This window comes from Bradyrhizobium sp. Tv2a-2 (genome assembly GCF_000472425.1).
GTDB lineage: Bacteria > Pseudomonadota > Alphaproteobacteria > Rhizobiales > Xanthobacteraceae > Bradyrhizobium.
The window spans coordinates 157,654-173,936 of sequence record NZ_AXAI01000013.1; the positions used below are offsets into that span (position 1 = coordinate 157,654).

14 protein-coding genes are annotated in these 16,283 nt (G+C 63.3%); 9 read left to right on the forward strand and 5 right to left on the reverse strand.

Going from position 1 to position 16,283, the window contains the following annotated elements:
- Positions 1-178: 178 nt before the first annotated feature.
- Both A3AI_RS0126195 and A3AI_RS0126200 read left to right on the forward strand, forming a co-directional pair.
- Positions 179-3,319: a multidrug efflux RND transporter permease subunit gene (locus A3AI_RS0126195; protein WP_024518437.1), complete on the forward strand. Its 3,141-nt coding sequence runs from the start codon at positions 179-181 to the stop codon at positions 3,317-3,319.
- A 310-nt stretch (positions 3,320-3,629) separates the two neighbouring features.
- Positions 3,630-4,610 (forward strand): Bug family tripartite tricarboxylate transporter substrate binding protein, encoded by a 981-nt coding sequence (locus tag A3AI_RS0126200; RefSeq protein WP_024518438.1) that lies wholly within the window; start codon positions 3,630-3,632, stop codon positions 4,608-4,610.
- 152 nt (positions 4,611-4,762) lie between these two features.
- On the opposite strand, the gene htpG is transcribed toward A3AI_RS0126200, so the two are convergent.
- The 3 genes from htpG to A3AI_RS0126215 all read right to left on the reverse strand — a co-directional run bounded on the left by htpG (position 4,763) and on the right by A3AI_RS0126215 (position 8,117).
- Positions 4,763-6,640 (reverse strand): molecular chaperone HtpG, encoded by a 1,878-nt coding sequence (htpG, locus tag A3AI_RS0126205; protein WP_024518439.1) that lies wholly within the window; start codon positions 6,638-6,640, stop codon positions 4,763-4,765.
- A gap of 234 nt (positions 6,641-6,874) precedes the next feature.
- Positions 6,875-7,588, reverse strand: a complete 714-nt coding sequence (locus A3AI_RS0126210) for an SGNH/GDSL hydrolase family protein (protein WP_024518440.1) — start codon at positions 7,586-7,588, stop codon at positions 6,875-6,877.
- Between the two features lie 127 nt (positions 7,589-7,715).
- Entirely contained in the window at positions 7,716-8,117 is a 402-nt protein-coding gene (locus A3AI_RS0126215; RefSeq protein WP_036049588.1) for a carboxymuconolactone decarboxylase family protein, read from the reverse strand.
- A 149-nt stretch (positions 8,118-8,266) separates the two neighbouring features.
- Between A3AI_RS0126215 and A3AI_RS0126220 the strand changes: the two genes are divergently transcribed.
- The 5 genes from A3AI_RS0126220 to A3AI_RS0126240 all read left to right on the forward strand — a co-directional run bounded on the left by A3AI_RS0126220 (position 8,267) and on the right by A3AI_RS0126240 (position 12,695).
- Positions 8,267-8,590: a Bug family tripartite tricarboxylate transporter substrate binding protein gene (locus A3AI_RS0126220; protein ID WP_024518442.1), complete on the forward strand. Its 324-nt coding sequence runs from the start codon at positions 8,267-8,269 to the stop codon at positions 8,588-8,590.
- Positions 8,591-8,601: 11 nt separating this feature from the next.
- Entirely contained in the window at positions 8,602-9,519 is a 918-nt protein-coding gene (locus A3AI_RS0126225; protein WP_024518443.1) for an NAD(P)-dependent oxidoreductase, read from the forward strand.
- Positions 9,516-10,487 (forward strand): Gfo/Idh/MocA family protein, encoded by a 972-nt coding sequence (locus A3AI_RS0126230; RefSeq protein WP_024518444.1) that lies wholly within the window; start codon positions 9,516-9,518, stop codon positions 10,485-10,487. Before A3AI_RS0126225 ends, A3AI_RS0126230 begins: the two co-directional genes overlap by 4 nt.
- Positions 10,480-11,235: a GntR family transcriptional regulator gene (locus A3AI_RS0126235; RefSeq protein ID WP_024518445.1), complete on the forward strand. Its 756-nt coding sequence runs from the start codon at positions 10,480-10,482 to the stop codon at positions 11,233-11,235. Before A3AI_RS0126230 ends, A3AI_RS0126235 begins: the two co-directional genes overlap by 8 nt.
- A gap of 209 nt (positions 11,236-11,444) precedes the next feature.
- The gene (locus A3AI_RS0126240; RefSeq protein ID WP_024518446.1) at positions 11,445-12,695 is read left to right on the forward strand and encodes an OpgC domain-containing protein; all 1,251 of its coding nucleotides are present in this window, start codon (positions 11,445-11,447) and stop codon (positions 12,693-12,695) included.
- Here the strand turns inward: A3AI_RS0126240 and A3AI_RS0126245 are convergent.
- Positions 12,605-13,408 carry an MBL fold metallo-hydrolase gene (locus A3AI_RS0126245; protein ID WP_024518447.1) on the reverse strand — a complete coding sequence of 268 codons (804 nt, stop codon included), beginning with the start codon at positions 13,406-13,408 and terminating at the stop codon, positions 12,605-12,607. The two genes, A3AI_RS0126240 and A3AI_RS0126245, sit on opposite strands and share 91 nt — an antisense overlap.
- 138 nt (positions 13,409-13,546) lie before the next feature.
- On the opposite strand from A3AI_RS0126245, the gene A3AI_RS0126250 reads away from it, so the two are divergent.
- The gene (locus tag A3AI_RS0126250) at positions 13,547-13,933 is read left to right on the forward strand and encodes an MAPEG family protein (protein WP_024518448.1); all 387 of its coding nucleotides are present in this window, start codon (positions 13,547-13,549) and stop codon (positions 13,931-13,933) included.
- Between the two features lie 81 nt (positions 13,934-14,014).
- On the opposite strand, the gene pdxR is transcribed toward A3AI_RS0126250, so the two are convergent.
- A complete protein-coding gene (gene pdxR, locus A3AI_RS0126255) occupies positions 14,015-15,469 on the reverse strand; it encodes a MocR-like pyridoxine biosynthesis transcription factor PdxR (RefSeq protein WP_024518449.1) in 1,455 nt (484 codons plus the stop codon).
- Positions 15,470-15,543: 74 nt separating this feature from the next.
- Here pdxR and A3AI_RS0126260 point away from each other — a divergent pair, with 74 nt between their 5' ends.
- Positions 15,544-16,275 carry a pyridoxamine 5'-phosphate oxidase family protein gene (locus A3AI_RS0126260; RefSeq protein ID WP_024518450.1) on the forward strand — a complete coding sequence of 244 codons (732 nt, stop codon included), beginning with the start codon at positions 15,544-15,546 and terminating at the stop codon, positions 16,273-16,275.
- Positions 16,276-16,283: the final 8 nt, after the last annotated feature.

Below are 16,283 nucleotides of genomic sequence, written 5' to 3' on the forward strand. Positions count from 1 at the left end.
CCAAGGTCGAATGTGCATGGCGAGCTTTCTGTTCGCACAAGCCGTTTGGGAGTGATTAGCTGCTGGTAAAAGGGCCGGGCACCGCCCGGCTTGATGGAGGAAACGCACGTCCGTGGCGGGCTCCCCGCCACGGCTCCCGGCTGTCGGGAGAAGATGCGCCAGCCACTCGGACTTGCGCATGAACGAAAGCATCTCCTCGCCGTTTATCCGCTATCCGATCGGAACGTCGCTTTTGATGGCGGGCATCCTCTTTGTCGGGCTCGTCGCCTATCCGCTCCTGCCGGTCGCGCCGCTGCCGCAGGTCGATTTCCCGACCATCCAGGTGTCGGCGAGCCTCCCGGGCGGCAGCCCGGAAACCATGGCGTCGTCGGTCGCGCAGCCGCTGGAGCGCCAGCTCGCGCAGATCCCGGGCATCGCGCAGATGACGTCGACGAGTTCGCTCGGCTCGACTTCCGTGACGATCCAGTTCGATCTCAACCGCAACATCGACGGTGCCGCCAATGACGTGCAGGGCGCGATCAATGCGGCAAGCGGGCAATTGCCCAAGAACCTCCCCTCGCCGCCGACCTATCGCAAGGTCAATCCCGCAGATTCGCCAATATTGTTGCTGTCAGCGACCTCTGAGACCCTGCCGTTGATCAGGGTCAGCGATGCCGTGGACGCCCAACTCGGGCAGCAGATCAGTCAGATCTCAGGCGTCGCCCAGGTCTTCATCGGCGGCCAGCAGAAGCCCGCTATCCGCGTGCAGATCGATCCTGCGAAGCTGGTGGCCAAGGGCCTGTCGCTCGAGGACGTCCGCAGCCAGATCGCCATCACCACAGTCGACAGCCCGAAAGGCAATATCGACGGTACCAAGCGCGCCTACACGATCTATGCCAACGACCAGCTCCTGGAAGCTCAAGACTGGAACGATGTCGTCATCGCTTATCGCAACGGCGGGCCGCTGCGCATCCGCGACATTGGCGAGGCCATAGCCGGACCCGAGGACATGAAGACGGCCGCCTGGGCCGACGGCAAGCGCGGCGTGTTCCTGGTCATTTTCAAGCAGCCGGGCGCCAACGTCATCAACACGGTCGATCGTATCAAGGCACAATTGCCGCGGCTGATCGCGGCGATTCCGCCTGCGATCAAGATCAAGATCATGAGCAACCAGACGCTCACCATCCGCGCCGCCGTCGAGGATGTACAGATCACGCTTCTGATCACCATCGCGCTGGTAATCATGGTCATCTTCGTCTTCCTGCGCAGCTTCTGGGCGACCTTCATCCCGGCGGTGACTGTGCCGCTCGCGCTGCTCGGTGCGTGCGCGCTGCTCTGGGCGTTTGGCTATACGCTCGACAATCTATCGCTGATGGCGCTGACAATAGCGGTGGGCTTCGTGGTCGACGACGCGATCGTGATGCTGGAGAACATCACCCGCTATATCGAGCACGGCGAGAGGCCGCTTGACGCGGCGTTCAAGGGCGCCAGCGAGATCGGCTTCACCATCGTATCGATCAGCATCTCACTGGTCGCGGTGCTGATCCCGCTGCTGCTGATGGGCGGGGTCATCGGCCGGCTGTTCCGCGAATTCGCGGTGGCGCTGGCGATGGCAATCTTTGTCTCCATGGCGGTCTCGCTGAGCCTGACCCCGATGATGGCCTCGCGCTTCCTGCGCGCGCACAGCGAGACGCGGCACGGGCGCTTCTACCAATGGAGCGAACGCGCTTTCGGACGGTTGCTGCAAGCCTACGAGCGAGGTCTCGACCTCGCACTGCGCTGGAGCTTCACCACGCTCTGCATCTTCTTCGCGACGGTGGCGCTGTCGGTCTATCTGTTCGTGCTGATCCCCAAGGGATTTTTCCCGCAACAGGACAATGGCTTCCTGACCGCGGTATCGGAAATGCCCCAGGATATCTCCTTTGCCGAGATGAAGCGGCGCCAGGAGGAACTGAACCAGATCGTGCAGGCGGACCCGGCCGTCGACAGCATCGCCATGTTCATCGGCGGCGGTGGCACGGCACTCAATTCGGGACGCATGTACATCACGCTCAAGCCGCGAGAAGAGCGCCGCGTAGATGCGCAACAGGTGATCGCCCGGCTGCGGCCGAAGCTTGCGAAAGTCGAGGGCGCCAAGCTCTACATGCAGGCCTCGCAGGACCTCCGTCTCGGTGGTCGCGCTACGCGGACGCAATTCGAATTCACCCTGCAGGATGCCAATCTCGACGAGCTGAACAATTGGGCGCCAAAGATCCTCGCACGCATGCAGAAGCTCCCGGAATTGCGCGATGTGGCCACCGATCAGCAGACCGAAGGCACTACACTGCAAATGAGGATCGATCGCGACGCGGCGGCGCGCTACGGCATCCAGCCCCAGCTCATCGACGACACGCTTTACGATGCCTTCGGACAGCGCCAGGTCACGCAATATTTCACGCAGATCAACAGCTATCACGTGATCCTGGAAATTATTCCCGAACTGCAGGGCAAGGTCGACACGCTGGACAAGATCTTCATCAGGTCCCCGACCACGGGCCAGGAAGTCCCGCTGTCGGTGTTCTGTAAATGGAACACCGAGCCGGTCCGGCCGCTCGCCATCGCCCATCAGGGCCAGTTCCCGGCTGTGACCATCAGCTTCAATCTCGCCGAGGGAGTTGCGCTCGGACAGGCCACGGACGCCGTGCAGCAGGCGATGGCCACAATGGGCGCGCCCGCGACGCTGAGCTCGAGCTTCCAGGGCACGGCACAGGCCTTCCAGCAATCGCTCAGCACGGTGCCCTTGCTCATCCTTGCCGCGCTCGTCGTCGTCTATCTCATCCTCGGCATTCTCTACGAGAGCTACATCCATCCGTTGACGATTCTGTCGACCCTGCCATCGGCAGGCGTCGGTGCGCTTGCGATCCTGATGGCCTTCGGCTTCGACTTCAGCCTGATCGCGCTGATCGGCGTCATTCTCCTGATCGGCATCGTCAAGAAGAACGGTATCATGATGGTCGATTTCGCCATCGTAGCGGAACGCGAGGAGCATCTGTCGACACGCGACGCGATCCGCAAGGCCGCGCTGTTGCGCTTTCGTCCGATCATGATGACGACCATGGCAGCGCTGCTCGGCGGCGTGCCGTTGATGCTGGGCACCGGCACGGGCTCGGAAATCCGCCAGCCGCTCGGCTACGCGATGGTCGGCGGGCTTCTCGTCAGCCAGGCGCTGACCTTATTCACAACGCCTGTGGTCTACCTCTATCTCGATACGCTTTCGAACACATTCGCACGCTGGACGGAGCCGCGGAAGCGCGACGAACAGGCCCAGGCGCGCGAAAAGCTCAAGGACGCTGCAGAGTAGGCAGTAAACTATAGGATTTGCTGGCTGCATCGCCGATCAGCAAGGATATTCCTTAAAGCATGATCCGGAAAAGTGTGTAGCGGTTTTCCGAAAAGATCATGCTCAATCAAAGACTAAAGCGCGATGACGATTCAACCAAATCTCATCGCGCTTTAGCCGCGAAAACCGGCGCCCACTCGATTTTTACCACGATCTCAGGAAGGTCGTGCGGGCTGGCCCGATTCCTGCAAGATCTGTGGTGGGCTGTAACAGACGCAGGCGGTATGCGCGTGGCCCGCATTTCATCCACGCCGAAGATTGATTTATCATCATGATCACCAAACGAACCTTTCTCGTGTCTGCCGGCCTCTCCGGTCTCACGCTTTGTGCAGGCCGCCCCGTTTTCGCGGCTCTCGCCGATTATCCGTCGCATCCGGTGCGATGGATCGTGCCCTACACCGCGGGCGGCGCGACGGACGTGCTGTCGCGGCTAATTTGCCAACGGCTGTCCGAGCGGCTCGGCCAGAGTTTCGTGGTCGAGAATAAGCCGGGCGCCGGCAGCAATATCGGCACGCAGGCGGTGATCGCCTCGCCGCCGGACGGCTACACGCTGCTGCTCACCTCGACGGCGAACGCGATCAACGCGTCCTTCGATCCGACTTTGCCATTCGATTTCGCCAGGGACATCGCGCCGGTCGCGGGCGTTGCCCGCATCCCGCTGGTGCTGGTGGTCAACAACGATCTGCCGGTAAAGAGCGTGGCCGACTTCATTGCCTACGCCAAGGCAAATCCGGGCAAGCTCTCCATCGCATCTTCCGGCATCGGCACCTCTCTGCATCTATCAGGCGAATTGTTCAAGGCGCAGGCCGGCGTGCAATTCATCCACGTGCCCTATCGCGGCTCCGCGCCAGGGCTCACGGACGTGATGTCGGGACAGATCCAGGGCATGTTCGACAACGTCACCTCGTCCTTCGAGCTGGTAAAAGCCGGCAAGCTCCGCGCACTCGGCGTTACCACGCGCGAGCGCTCGGACATCCTCCCCGACGTGCCGCCGATCGCCGACACGCTGCCGGGTTACGAGACCAGCTCCTTCTACGGCGTCGGTGCGCCGCACGACACGCCGCGCCCCGTCGTCGACCTCCTCAACAAGGAGATCAACACAGCGCTCGCTGATCCCACCATCAAACCGCGCATTGTCGAGCTCGGTGCGATTCCGCTTCTCGGCAACGCCACCGAGTTCGGCACCATGCTGACCACTGAGACCGAGCGCTGGCGCAAGGTGGTCGAGCTGTCAGGGGTGAAGAAGGAGTGAGGCGGATACGTCATTCCGGAGCGACGCGCAGCATCGAACCATGATGCGCAATTGCGCATCTGAGAATCTCGAGATTCCCCGATGCGCAATTGCGCATCTGCGGTCTGGTCCATCGGACCATCCCGGAATGGCCACCCACCGAGCTGAGCTAATCAGCTCGCCCCAACGCCCAGCAGCACCATCCGGTTCAGCCGCGCCGCGAAGGCCGCCGGGTCCTCCGGCAATTCGCCGTCGAGTATCTGCGCCTGCTCCAGGAGCAGCAGCGAGAGATCATCCACCTTGCTTGATCCGGCCTCGGTCTTGGCGATCGCAGTCACCAGTGGATGGCGCAAATTGATCTCCAGGATCGGCTTGGTGCGGGCCCCGCGCGCCTGCTGTGACAATATCCGCTCCAGCGCGCGGTCGGGCCCCTGGTTGCCGGCGACGAGACACGACGCACTGGTGGTGAGGCGAGTCGAGGCTTTCACGTCGTCGACGCGATCGCCGAGGCTCGCCTTGATCAGCGCGATGGTCGCCGCCTCATCCGCCGCAGGCTCGGTCTTGTCCTTGGTATGCTCATCGAGGAGCGGGATAAGATCGAAATTGAGGTCACCCTGGCTCAGCGACTTCAAAGGCTTGCCTTCATAGTTGAGCTGCATCGAGGCCCAGAACGCGTCGACCGGATCGGTCAGGAGCAACACCTCGATGCCGCGTGCACGCGCCGCCTCCAGCCGCGGATTCGACTTCAGCCGCTCGATGCTGTCGCCGACCAGGACATAGATTTCGGTCTGGTTGGGCTTGAGGTCCGCCACGTATTGCTTGAGCGAACGCCGCTCGCCCGTTGTCGTTGTGAAGCGCGACAGCGCCAGCAATTTCTCGCGCCGCTCGAAATCCTCGTAGATGCCTTCCTTGATCACCGCGCCATAGGCGTCCCAGATCTTGTCGAAATTCTCCGGCTCCTTCTCGGCGAGCTGCTCCAGCTCGGTGATGACGCGGGTCGTCACGGCTTTCCTGATCTGCACGAGCTGCGGATTGTTCTGCAGCATCTCGCGGGAAATGTTCAGCGGCAGGTCCTCGCTGTCGATCACGCCGCGGACAAAGCGCAAATACGCCGGCAACAGGTCGGCATCATCAGTGATGAAGACCCGCCGGACATAGAGCTTGACCTTGCCCTTGCGCGCCGGCTCGAACAGGTCGAACGGTTTGGTGGATGGTGCAAACAGCAGCACAGCGTAGGAGTAACGTCCTTCCGCGCGGTAATGCAGCGTCATCGCGGGCTCGTCGAAGGCATTGGCGATCGACTTGTAGGCCTGCGCATAGTCTTCCGGTTTCAATTCGGATTTCGGCCGCTGCCACAGCGCGCTCGCCGAATTGATCTGCCGCGTCTCGCCCTCTTCCGGCACGAGCTCGATCGGAAACTGGATATTGTCGGAATAGGCGCCGACGATGCGCTCGATCTCGTAGGTCTCAAGATATTTGGCGGCATCGGATTTCAGGTGCAGCACGATCTCGGTGCCGCGGGCCACCCGTCGGGCATCTGCTTCCGACGCCGGGGCGACCTCGAAGCCGGAGCCGCCTGAGGACGACCAGGTCCACGCCTCGCTCGATCCGGCCCGGCGGCTGGTGACGACGATGCGCTCGGCCACCATGAATGCGGAATAGAAGCCGACACCGAACTGGCCGATCAGGCCCGCGCCATCCTTGGCCTCGGAAAGCCTGGCCACAAAGGCCTTGGTGCCGGAACGGGCGATGGTGCCGAGATTGTCGATCAGTTCCTTTTGGTCCATTCCGATGCCGGTATCGGCCACGGTCAGCGTATTGGCCTTCTTGTCCGGGACGATGCTGATTTTCGGCGGCGCACCATCGCCGATCAGCTCGGGCCTCGCGATCGCCTCATAGCGCAGTTTGTCGCAGGCGTCCGATGCATTGGAAATCAGCTCGCGCAGGAAGATATCGGTCTCGGAATAGACCGAGTGGACCATGAGGTTCAAAAGTTCGGAAACCTCGGCCTGGAACGGCTGGGTGGTGGCAGCGGTATCGGTCGTCGTCATGCGTTCTACCTGGGAATGAAGCGGCAAAACGTCGATATAGCGCGACCGGTTTTGGGATCAAGCCTCTATGAGGCAGGAAGTGGCGGATCGCGCCGCCTCGGCGAACCACGACCAGACCTCACCCGCACGCCACAATCACCCAACGATGGGAGCACGTCGCCGCTCTCCCCTGGCTGTTCGATGGGCATAAGACGAACGGGGCCCAACGCGTCCGACAGGCCGGCCCAGGAATTTCTATGCGTTGGGCGGCGCCGCGGCTGGCGACGCCAAGGCGGCGGCAACGGTAATCACTTGGCAGAGCTCGTAGCTGACCCGTCCCGTGGCGAAGTCGCTCATATGCAGCCGGGTTTCATCCGTGGGATCGATGATCGTATCGAAGGAATGCCGCTCGACTTCGATGAATTTCCGCATCATGTCGAACCTGTGGAATACGCTCACACCAGCTTCAGCAGCCGCCTGAGCAATGAGGGATTGCATGCTGCGGGTCGCCCCGATCATGTCGTCGGTGAGTATGGCCGGCGCATATTGGAGATCCATGAGGATGACGTCCATCGGCTCGTTCTGGAGCAGAAGCAGACCCGCTTTGATGGCCATGCCGACCGCATCAAGGTTCTCCTTTTTCCAGACTGCATTGGTGCCGACCTGCCAGATCGTCAGTGCCGGCTTCTGATCAATGACGTCCTGCATGCGCGCCTTTTCCTCCGGCGCTTCCTGTCCGCCGATGCCGAGGTCGATGACCTCGATCAAGTTGTTCTTGTATGTCTTGCGCAGATCATCTTGGAGGCGATAAGGGTATGGCACGATGTTGCCTTCACCCGCTGTCGAGGACGAGCCGATCGCCACGATCTTGACGGCGCCTTTTTGGGCGAGCCGTTCGGCGAGACGGTAAAGTGGATGCTGCAGAGGATCGGCATGGACCGGGATCAGGGGATTTTTCGGATCAGCCATTTGACAATCCTTTGAAAAGCACCGGGCGATGACTGTATTCAAGCAACACGCCCGGCGTCACACGTTATAATTGTAGCACATCGCATGCGCGTGGTCTGCGCAATCCTGTTCGGCTCTATGGCGCCGCTCAAGGGGCCACCGGACCTGCCGACGCGTCCCTGCCAAAGATCTCGGCAGCAATCTGGTTCGGCTCGATCGCCGCCGGAATGCCGCAATACATCGCGATCAACAGCAGCACGTCCTGCACCTGCTCCCGCGTGCACCCATTCTCGAGAGCACCCTTGGCATGGACGCGAAATTCGGTCGGCCGGCCGCTTGCCGCAGTAATCGCCAGCATCACCAGGCTACGGACGTCGTCGGACAGCCCCGTGCGCTCCCAGACGTCGCCATAGACATAGCCATTGATGACAGCCTGCAGCGGTGCGCCGAAATCGCCGGCGGCCGCCATCCGCTTCTCGACATCGGCTTCGCCGAACATCTTCTTGCGGCGCGATAGTCCCCGCGCATTCAACTCGCCGGTGTCCACCATGGTCGCCTCCTGTTTTGTTTTTACCAGTTTATACGGATAAATAATCACACCTCAATCTGAACAGCAGCAAATAACAAAACCCTTGGCTTGCGCAGCCGGTGACTTTGTCCGTATAAATAAGGCAACGATAATAACCTTGGGGGAACGCCATGCGATGGCGGCCGGCTCTGCTCGCAAGCTTGCTTGTTTATGCCTTTGCGCCGCAAATCCGTGCGGAGCTCGATTATCCCCGGCATCAGATCAGGATCATCGTGCCCTTTCCTCCCGGCGCAGGACCCGACCAGGTCGCGCGACTGGTCGGCCAGCATCTGCAGGACGCATTCGGCCAGACCGTGCTGATCGAAAACCGCGCCGGCGCGCTCGGCAGCATCGCAGCGCAGGAGGTCGCGCGCAGTGCGCCCGACGGCTACACCCTGCTCATGGGCACCAACACCACCCACGCCGGCAATGTGGCGATAAGGCCGCCGGAATAGAGCCGCAGTAGATGGACGCGACGCCAGGCTTCCCGATATCCGGCAACCCAAGCGTTGGCCTTATAGGGCTCGGCCTGATGGGCTCGGCGCTGGCAGGGCGGTTGTTTGCGGCCGGCTTCGAAGTGACCGGCTTTGATATCGATGCCGTCAAACGTGCAGAGCTGGAGCGCAACGGCGGGGGCACGACGGTTTCCGCATCGGACGTTTTCGCACGATGTCGGGCCATCGTGCTGGCATTGTTCGATGCATCCCAGATCGAGGCCATCTTTGCAGAGCTGGCGCCGGATGTGGCAGACCCCGGCACGATCCTGATCTGCATCACGACCTGCGCGCCGGAGCGGATGGTAGGCCTTGCGCACCGGGCCGCCGATCATCGCTGCTTCCTGATCGAGGCGCCGATTTCGGGAACCAGCGAACAAGCGCGCGACGGATCCGCGGCCGCACTGATTGCGGGCGATCCCCGTGCCGTCCAGGCTGTCCAGCCGGTTTTGGACGCGCTGTGTCCTCAACAAATGTTCATCGGCCGGATCGGCGACGCCAGCCGGACCAAGCTTGCCATTAACCTGATCCTGCAGAACAACCGTGCCGCGCTCGCCGAAGGCATCGCCTTTGCCGAGAGCATGGGTCTCGACGCAACAGCCTTCCTCGCCGCGGCGCGGCAGTCGGCGGCTTATTCCAGCGTCATGGACACCAAGGGCGCGAAGATGCTGGCCCGCGATTTCACGCCGCAGTCGCATATTGCACAGACCCTGAAGGACGCGGAGCTGATCCTTGATGAGGCGCGGCGGCAGAGCCAGACCTTGCCGGTGACGACGGTTCAAGCTGCATTGCTTCGCACCACCATTGCACTGTTGGGCGGCGAGGTCGACAGTGCCGCGATCGTCGAGGCTATCCGTCCTTCGCCAGGCAAGCGTGGGAGCAGCAGATGATCAATTGCGCCATCGCAGGCCTCGGCCGTTGGGGCCGCGCCCTGGTCGAGGCCGCGCGCCACGTGCCGCGGCTCAGGATCACGCGCGCGGTCGAGACCGATCTCGACGGCGCCCGCGACTTCTGCGGCGAGCGACGGATCGCGCTCACGAACCATTTCGCTTCCGTGCTGGAGGACACCAGCATCGACGCGATCCTGCTGGCTACCCCGCATTCGCTGCACAAGGAGCAAGTGATCGCCGCAGCTGCAGCCGGCAAGCAGGTGTTCTGCGAGAAGCCGCTGGCGCTCCGCCGCGACGATGCGCGGGCGATGTTCGCCGCCTGCACGGAAGCGGGCCTCGTGCTCGCGGTCGGGCACAACCGCCGCTTCTGGCCGTCACTCGCCGCCTTGCGCGAGATTGCCGCAAGCGGCGAGCTTGGAATAATCCTGCATGTTGAGGGTCATAACTCCAACGAGAATTCGAACGCGATCGTCAAAGGCTGGCGGCTCTCCCCGGAGGAATCTCCTGGCGGCGGCCTGACCGGCGCCGGCATGCATGTGCTCGATGCCTTTACGAACCTTGTGGGACCTGCGCGGCGCGTCTATGCGAGCTTCGCGGCGCGCGAAGCGGGCCCGCCGCCACTCGACACGGTGATGCTCGCGATCGATTTCGCAGGCGGCGTCACCGGCACGCTTTCGACAGTGCGGGCGACCCCGTTCTATTGGCGCATTCATCTGTTCGGTTCCAGAGGTTCGGCCGAAGTGCTCGACGAAGTCACGATGATCACGCGCAAATCCGGCGAGAAGCCGCAAACGGTGACATATGCCGCCATCGACACGCTCGCCGCCGAGCTCGACGCCTTTGCCGACGCGGTCGCGGGCACACATCCTTTCCCGGTGCCCGAGATGGAAGTGCTGGCGACGCTTGCCGCATTCGAGGCCGCGCTGGCCTCGATATCCTCAGGCCAAGCGGTGAGCTGTGATGCTTGACAGGCCTCAGAAGCGGCGGTCGTCGCGCTACCGCGACATCGCCAGCAACCTGCAGCGCGACATCCGCCTCGGAACCTATGCCATCGGTGGCCTCTTGCCGACCGAGACCGAGCTGATGGCGCGCCATTCGGCCAGCCGCCAGACCGTGCGTGAGGCCTTGCGCATCCTGATGGACCAGGGCCTGATCGTGCGGCGTGCCGGCCTCGGTTCCGTGGTGATCGCCGCAGAACCGCCGGTTCTCTTTACCCACAGCGTCAAATCGCTCGGCGAGTGGCTGCGCTATTCCAACGAAACCTATCGCGAGGTGGTGGGAGCCCGCGAGATCACGGCCGACCGCAAGCTTGCAGCGCTCCTGAAGTGCGAGCCCGGCAAGCACTGGTTCCTGATCGAGGCGGTCAGGCGCGCCGACCAATTCGCCGCACCCCTCGCTTGGACCGAGATCTACGTGCTTCGCCAGTTCGCCGACGTGATCAAGCGCAGCGACCACGGCCGCACGCCGGTGCATGAACAGATTGCAAGGCAGTACGGGCAAATTACGGAACACGCCCAGATGGAGATCTTCGCCCGCGGCCTGCCCGCGGCGTATGCGAGCGCCCTGCAGGCAAAAGCCGGCTTGCCCGCACTCACGGTCGTGCGGCGTTACTACGGCGCCAGGGAAGAGCTGTTCGAGGTGACCGTCACCACCCATCCCGAGGGACGGTACACCTACACCATGGACATGCAGCGTTCGCTGCGGCCGCGGGTCTGAAGCAGGGAAGCGCCGGTGCACAATCACGCGCCATTTGTGCGAACGTGATCGCTGGATGGGTCAAGCGTCCAAACAGCTGTCGCAAAACAAGTGAATCTTCACGAAAACTCTATTCACTGGCACTTGGACAGCCACTTGGACTGCCGCTTCGCACTGCTTAAATCGCAAGTTCCTCAGCTCAATTTTGATTCCCGGGGCGAAGCGTCTCGATGCAGGCGACGATCAAGGCGAACATTGCCGCGCGTACCCGCGATTTGCGGATCGATTTCGCGCGTGGTCTCGCCAACTGGTTCATGCTGATCGACCATATTCCGAACAATGTGGTTAATCTGCTGACGATGAAGAACTTCGGCTTCAGCGGCGCCGTCGATCTGTTCGCCTTCGCCTCCGGCTATGGCGCGGCGCTGATGTTCGGCAGAATGATGGCGGAGCGCGGCTTCGTGATTGCGGCAAGCCGCATCCTCAAGCGGGCCTGGCAGCTCTATGCGGCCCATCTCGTGCTGTTCGTCGTCTATATCAACGCGATCAGCTGGGTGGCCGCGCATTACGCCGCACCCGACCTGTTCGAGGAATATCACGTGATCGGCATCCTCAACGATCCGGTGCGCGTATTGATGCATGGGCTGATGCTGGAGGCGCGGCCGCTCAATCTCGATGTGCTGCAGATGGCAATCGTGCTGTTGGCGCTGTTTCCGCTGGTGCTGGCCGCTCTGTTGCGCTGGCCGAACATCACCATGCTCGGGTCCGTGGCACTCTATGTCGCCGCACGCCGGTTTGATCTCGGCCTGCCGGCCTATCCCGCTGGCAGCGCCGTCTACCTCAACCCGTTCTGCTGGCAGGTGCTGTTCGTGTTCGGGGCCTATCTCGCGCTCCATGGCGGCAAGCTCATCGGCATGCTGCAGGAGTTGCGGACGCTCCGCATCCTGGCAATGGCCTATCTCGTGCTGTCGCTCCTCGTCATGGTCGGCGCGACCATGCCTGCGATCGGCAACCTGCTGCCGGACGGACTGGTCAACTCCTTCATCCCGACCGACCGCGAAAATCTGGGGCCCGCCCGCATTCTGCATCTGCTTTGCGCGGCCCTGCTGTTCAGCTATTTCGTGCCAGCGGATTGGAAGGGATTTGATTCGAAATTCCTGCAGCCGATCATCAAATGCGGCGACGAATGGCTGGCCTGCTTCTGCGTCGGCATCTTCCTTGCACTCGCCGCCCACATGGTCCTGATCACGAGCCAGAACACGATTCTGCTTCAGGTGCTGGTCAGCATGACCGCACTTACGCTGATGACGGCGGTCGCCTATTACATCTCCTGGTCGCGGCGGCAGGATCACGCGCCGCTCCCCCGGCCGGCGGTGCGGACGAAGGAGGATCACGCGATTGCCGAAAGATACCGCGCGACCGAGGCGTCGAAGGCGCCTTTCGCGCCGCCTGCGATGTTGCGGCCCCACCAGCCGCCGTAGATGCGGTCGAACTGCAGCGGCGCGACCGCCGCAGCAATGCCCTTCACGGCCGCGGCATTGAGCGGGATGTAGTTCGGAAAGCTGCACATGAAGCTGACGAATCGGCGGTCCATCACCACGGTCGCGATATCGCCAGTGAGGAGCGCACCGCGGCCTTCGGCGCCGGCACGCCAGTGCAGCACGGTCCCGCCGGGAAAATGCCCGCCGGCGCGCACCAGCAAAATATCGTCTGAGAGTTTCAGGCAGTCGCCCGACCAGGCGACGATCGCCGGATGCGGGCGCGTAACCCACGCTGAATCCGCCTCGTGCAAATAGACCGGCGCATTGTCGAAGGCAGCGCTCCAATCGGCGAGCGCGCCGTAGAAGTGCGGATGCGAGACCGCAATCGCCTTCAGCCCGCCGAGCGAGCGGACATAGGTGATCGCCGCCTCCGTCGCCATCGGAATGCAATCCCACATCACGCAGCCGTCCCTCTCGCGCACCAAGAGAGCGCGCTGGCCGATGGCAAATTGCGGCTCGACGGCGATGCCGGGCACGCCGAGATCGTCACGCCAGACCACGCGATGCGTTGCGGCGAACTCCTCACGGCTCAGCCACTTTTGTCCGTCCCAGCCGACGAACTGCCGCTCGTCTTCGCAGATGGGGCAGTGCTGTGGCGGCGCAGGACTGTCCGGAAATTGCGCGCCGCACTGGACGCAGGAGAACAGAGACATCGGGCAAAACTCCTCCGGCCACCAATCCGATCCACAAGATCTTGGGAACAGTCAGGAGGCGGCACAAGTGGGCGGCCGCGCAATTCCGGCCCGTCGTTCCTCTGCTATGCTCGTCCGGAACCACACAGGGGGAAGACTATGAATGTCGGCATCACCTGCACCGCCGTGCTTGGGCTTCTGTTGTTCGGGCTCGGGCTCTATGTCTCGATTTTGCGCGGGAGTACCGGCCGCTCCATAGGGTGCGACACCGGCCCCACTGATCTGCTGCATCGCGCAGTGCGCGCGCACGGCAACACGGCCGAATATGCGCCTTTCTTCGCGGTGATGTTCCTGTGGTTTGCCGTGCATCCCGGGCCGACATGGGTTTCCGTCGCCATTGTTCTTGCGACGCTCGCCCGGCTCGCGCTGGTCGCCGGCCTTTTGTGGGGCCCCTCGCTCGACAAGCCGACGCCGGCGCGATTCATCGGTGCGCTCCTGACTTATGTCACCGGCATCGCGCTGGCGGTGAGGCTTGCACTGGCGTGATTGCGCAGGCGTGCCTGCAGCGCGGTATCGTGAGGCTGCGATCAAGGTACTTCCAGACGGTGTCGAGGCTCGAGCGGCCTCTCACCGCCGCGCATCGACATAACGCTTCGCCGCATGCCCCAGCGCTGTCGCTGCGGCGATCAGTTCGGCGGTATCGTGGCCGCCGAATCCCAAAATGAATCCGTCGGCGCCGGTTGCCTTCAGGCGCGTTTCCGACAACAGCCAGGTCTCGACCCCGGCCTGTGCGCGAATCGCTGCGGCCGCGTCGGCCGGCAGGCCGTCCGGCAGCAGTGCGAGCAGATGCAGTCCCTGTTGCGGGCTGACGATTGTCAGCGACTTTCCGGCGGCGCGTTCCAGCGCGGCGACAGCGGCGTCGCGACCAGCGCGGTAGCGGCGGCGCATGCGGCGGATGTGATCGGCGAGAAAGCCGTCGGCCATCAGGTCGGCGATCGCGCCCGCCATGAAGCTCGGTGGAAAGCGGTCATGGCCTTCGCGCACCGCGATCACTTGTTCGAGTGCGGCCGGTGGCAGCACCATGTAGGCGAGCCTCAGGCCTGCGCCGAGAAGCTTGGAGAAAGTGCCGAGATAGATGACGCGGTCGCCGCCGCCGATGCCCGCGAGCGCGGTGAGCGGCGGACCGCCGTAACGAAACTCGCTGTCATAGTCGTCTTCCAGCAGCCAGGCCTTGGCCGCCCGCGCCCATTCGACCAACGCAATCCGCCGCGCCATGGTCATGGTGACGCCGGTCGGAAACTGGTGCGAGGGCGTGACATAGGCGGCCTTGGCGGCCGGGCGGCGCTTCTCGCCGGCGCGCACGTCGAGACCTTCAGCATCGACCGGGACCGGCACTACCTTCAAGCCCGCCCGCGTCAGCGTCCGGCCCGCGACCGGATAGCCGGGATCCTCCATCCAGACCGCATCGCCTGGCTGCAGCAGGGCTTCGATGCAGAGCCGAAGGCCATGCTGGATGCCGCCCACGATGACGACGCAATCGGGATCGCAAACGAAGCCGCGGCTCGCGGCGAGATAGCGCGCGATCTCGTTCCGCAACGTGGCATCGCCGCGGGGATCGCCGTAGCCGAACGCGGCATCATCGGTCCTCATGATGCGGCGGCGCGTCGCCGCGGCCAGCCGGCGCAGCAGTTGCGGATCGGCGTAAGTCTTGCCCAGCGCGAACGGTCTTGTTGCCGGCAGCTTGATGCTGCGCGGCGCCGCGGGTAAGGGCTTTGTCTTGCGCACGGGCGCCGGCAGCGTTGCGACGAAGGTGCCGGAGCCGGTGCGTGCGTCGGCGAGGCCATCGCTTTGCAGATGTTCATAGGCGATGACCACGGCATTGCGCTTGACGCCGAATTGCTGGGCGAGCACGCGGGTCGATGGCAGCCTCAAGCCTGCGGCGAGCCGGCCGTCGAGAATGGCGCCGCGCAACCCGCCATAGACCTGCAGCGCCTGGTTGCCGGCGGTGCGGTCGAGCCGCAGCGGCAGGTCGAGCGGCGCGCCCTGACGTGGTGCGGATTGGCGTTTTGAAGTGGTCGGCATGATCGGCTCGAAATTGGACCTCGCACCGACCACTTTACCTGTGGCTCTGATGCAGCTCAACTTCGGAGAATGCCATGTCTGCCGAGACTTCAGCGAGCTACCCCGTCGACGAAATCAACCGCGTGCGGCGGCTGCATGAGCGCGGCCGCTATGACGTCGAGACCGTGCACCGGCTGCTCGACTCGGCCGCGCTCTGCCACGTCTCCTACGTGATCGACGGCCAGCCCTATTGCACGCCGACGCTTTACTGGCGCGAGGGATCGCGGCTCTATTGGCACGGCTCCAGCGCGAGCCGGATGCTGCGCAACCTGTCCGAGGGCGAGCCGGCCTGTCTCACCGTGACCCAACTCGACAGCCTGGTGCTCGCCCGCTGCGGCTTCAACCATTCGGCCGATTACCGCGCAGTGATGGCGTTCGGCCATGCGAGGCAGGTCGAGAACCAGGAGGAGAAGGCGCGTGCGCTTGTGATGATGGTCGACCGCTTCTTCCCCGGCCGCACCGCGCAGCTGCGCCAGAGCACGGAGCAGGAGATTAAGGCGACCGCCGTGATCTCCATGAAGATCGAGCGCGCGTCGGCAAAAATCCGCAGCAAGGGCGTCGGTGACGACGAGGAAGACTACGCGTTGCCGATCTATGCCGAGCGCGTGCCGGTGAACATGGTGCTGGGCGCGGCCGAGCCCTGCAAGCGGCTGTTGCCGGGCGTCGAAAGGCCGGCGAACCTTGCGCCCTATCGCGAGGGGCGGAAGTTGGAAGATGCAGTAAGAGAAGCCTACTGCATCGCGTATGCTGAGGTCGTAGGCGGCTAAGTGCCGCC

Coding starts and splice junctions, on each gene's coding strand:
- A3AI_RS0126195 (WP_024518437.1), top strand. CDS start 179: ATGAACGAAAGCATCTCCTCGCCGTTTATCCGCTATCCGATCGGAACG.
- A3AI_RS0126200 (WP_024518438.1), top strand. CDS start 3,630: ATGATCACCAAACGAACCTTTCTCGTGTCTGCCGGCCTCTCCGGTCTC.
- htpG (WP_024518439.1), bottom strand. CDS start 6,640: ATGACGACGACCGATACCGCTGCCACCACCCAGCCGTTCCAGGCCGAG.
- A3AI_RS0126210 (WP_024518440.1), bottom strand. CDS start 7,588: ATGGCTGATCCGAAAAATCCCCTGATCCCGGTCCATGCCGATCCTCTG.
- A3AI_RS0126215 (WP_036049588.1), bottom strand. CDS start 8,117: ATGGTGGACACCGGCGAGTTGAATGCGCGGGGACTATCGCGCCGCAAG.
- A3AI_RS0126220 (WP_024518442.1), top strand. CDS start 8,267: ATGCGATGGCGGCCGGCTCTGCTCGCAAGCTTGCTTGTTTATGCCTTT.
- A3AI_RS0126225 (WP_024518443.1), top strand. CDS start 8,602: ATGGACGCGACGCCAGGCTTCCCGATATCCGGCAACCCAAGCGTTGGC.
- A3AI_RS0126230 (WP_024518444.1), top strand. CDS start 9,516: ATGATCAATTGCGCCATCGCAGGCCTCGGCCGTTGGGGCCGCGCCCTG.
- A3AI_RS0126235 (WP_024518445.1), top strand. CDS start 10,480: ATGCTTGACAGGCCTCAGAAGCGGCGGTCGTCGCGCTACCGCGACATC.
- A3AI_RS0126240 (WP_024518446.1), top strand. CDS start 11,445: ATGCAGGCGACGATCAAGGCGAACATTGCCGCGCGTACCCGCGATTTG.
- A3AI_RS0126245 (WP_024518447.1), bottom strand. CDS start 13,408: ATGTCTCTGTTCTCCTGCGTCCAGTGCGGCGCGCAATTTCCGGACAGT.
- A3AI_RS0126250 (WP_024518448.1), top strand. CDS start 13,547: ATGAATGTCGGCATCACCTGCACCGCCGTGCTTGGGCTTCTGTTGTTC.
- pdxR (WP_024518449.1), bottom strand. CDS start 15,469: ATGCCGACCACTTCAAAACGCCAATCCGCACCACGTCAGGGCGCGCCG.
- A3AI_RS0126260 (WP_024518450.1), top strand. CDS start 15,544: ATGTCTGCCGAGACTTCAGCGAGCTACCCCGTCGACGAAATCAACCGC.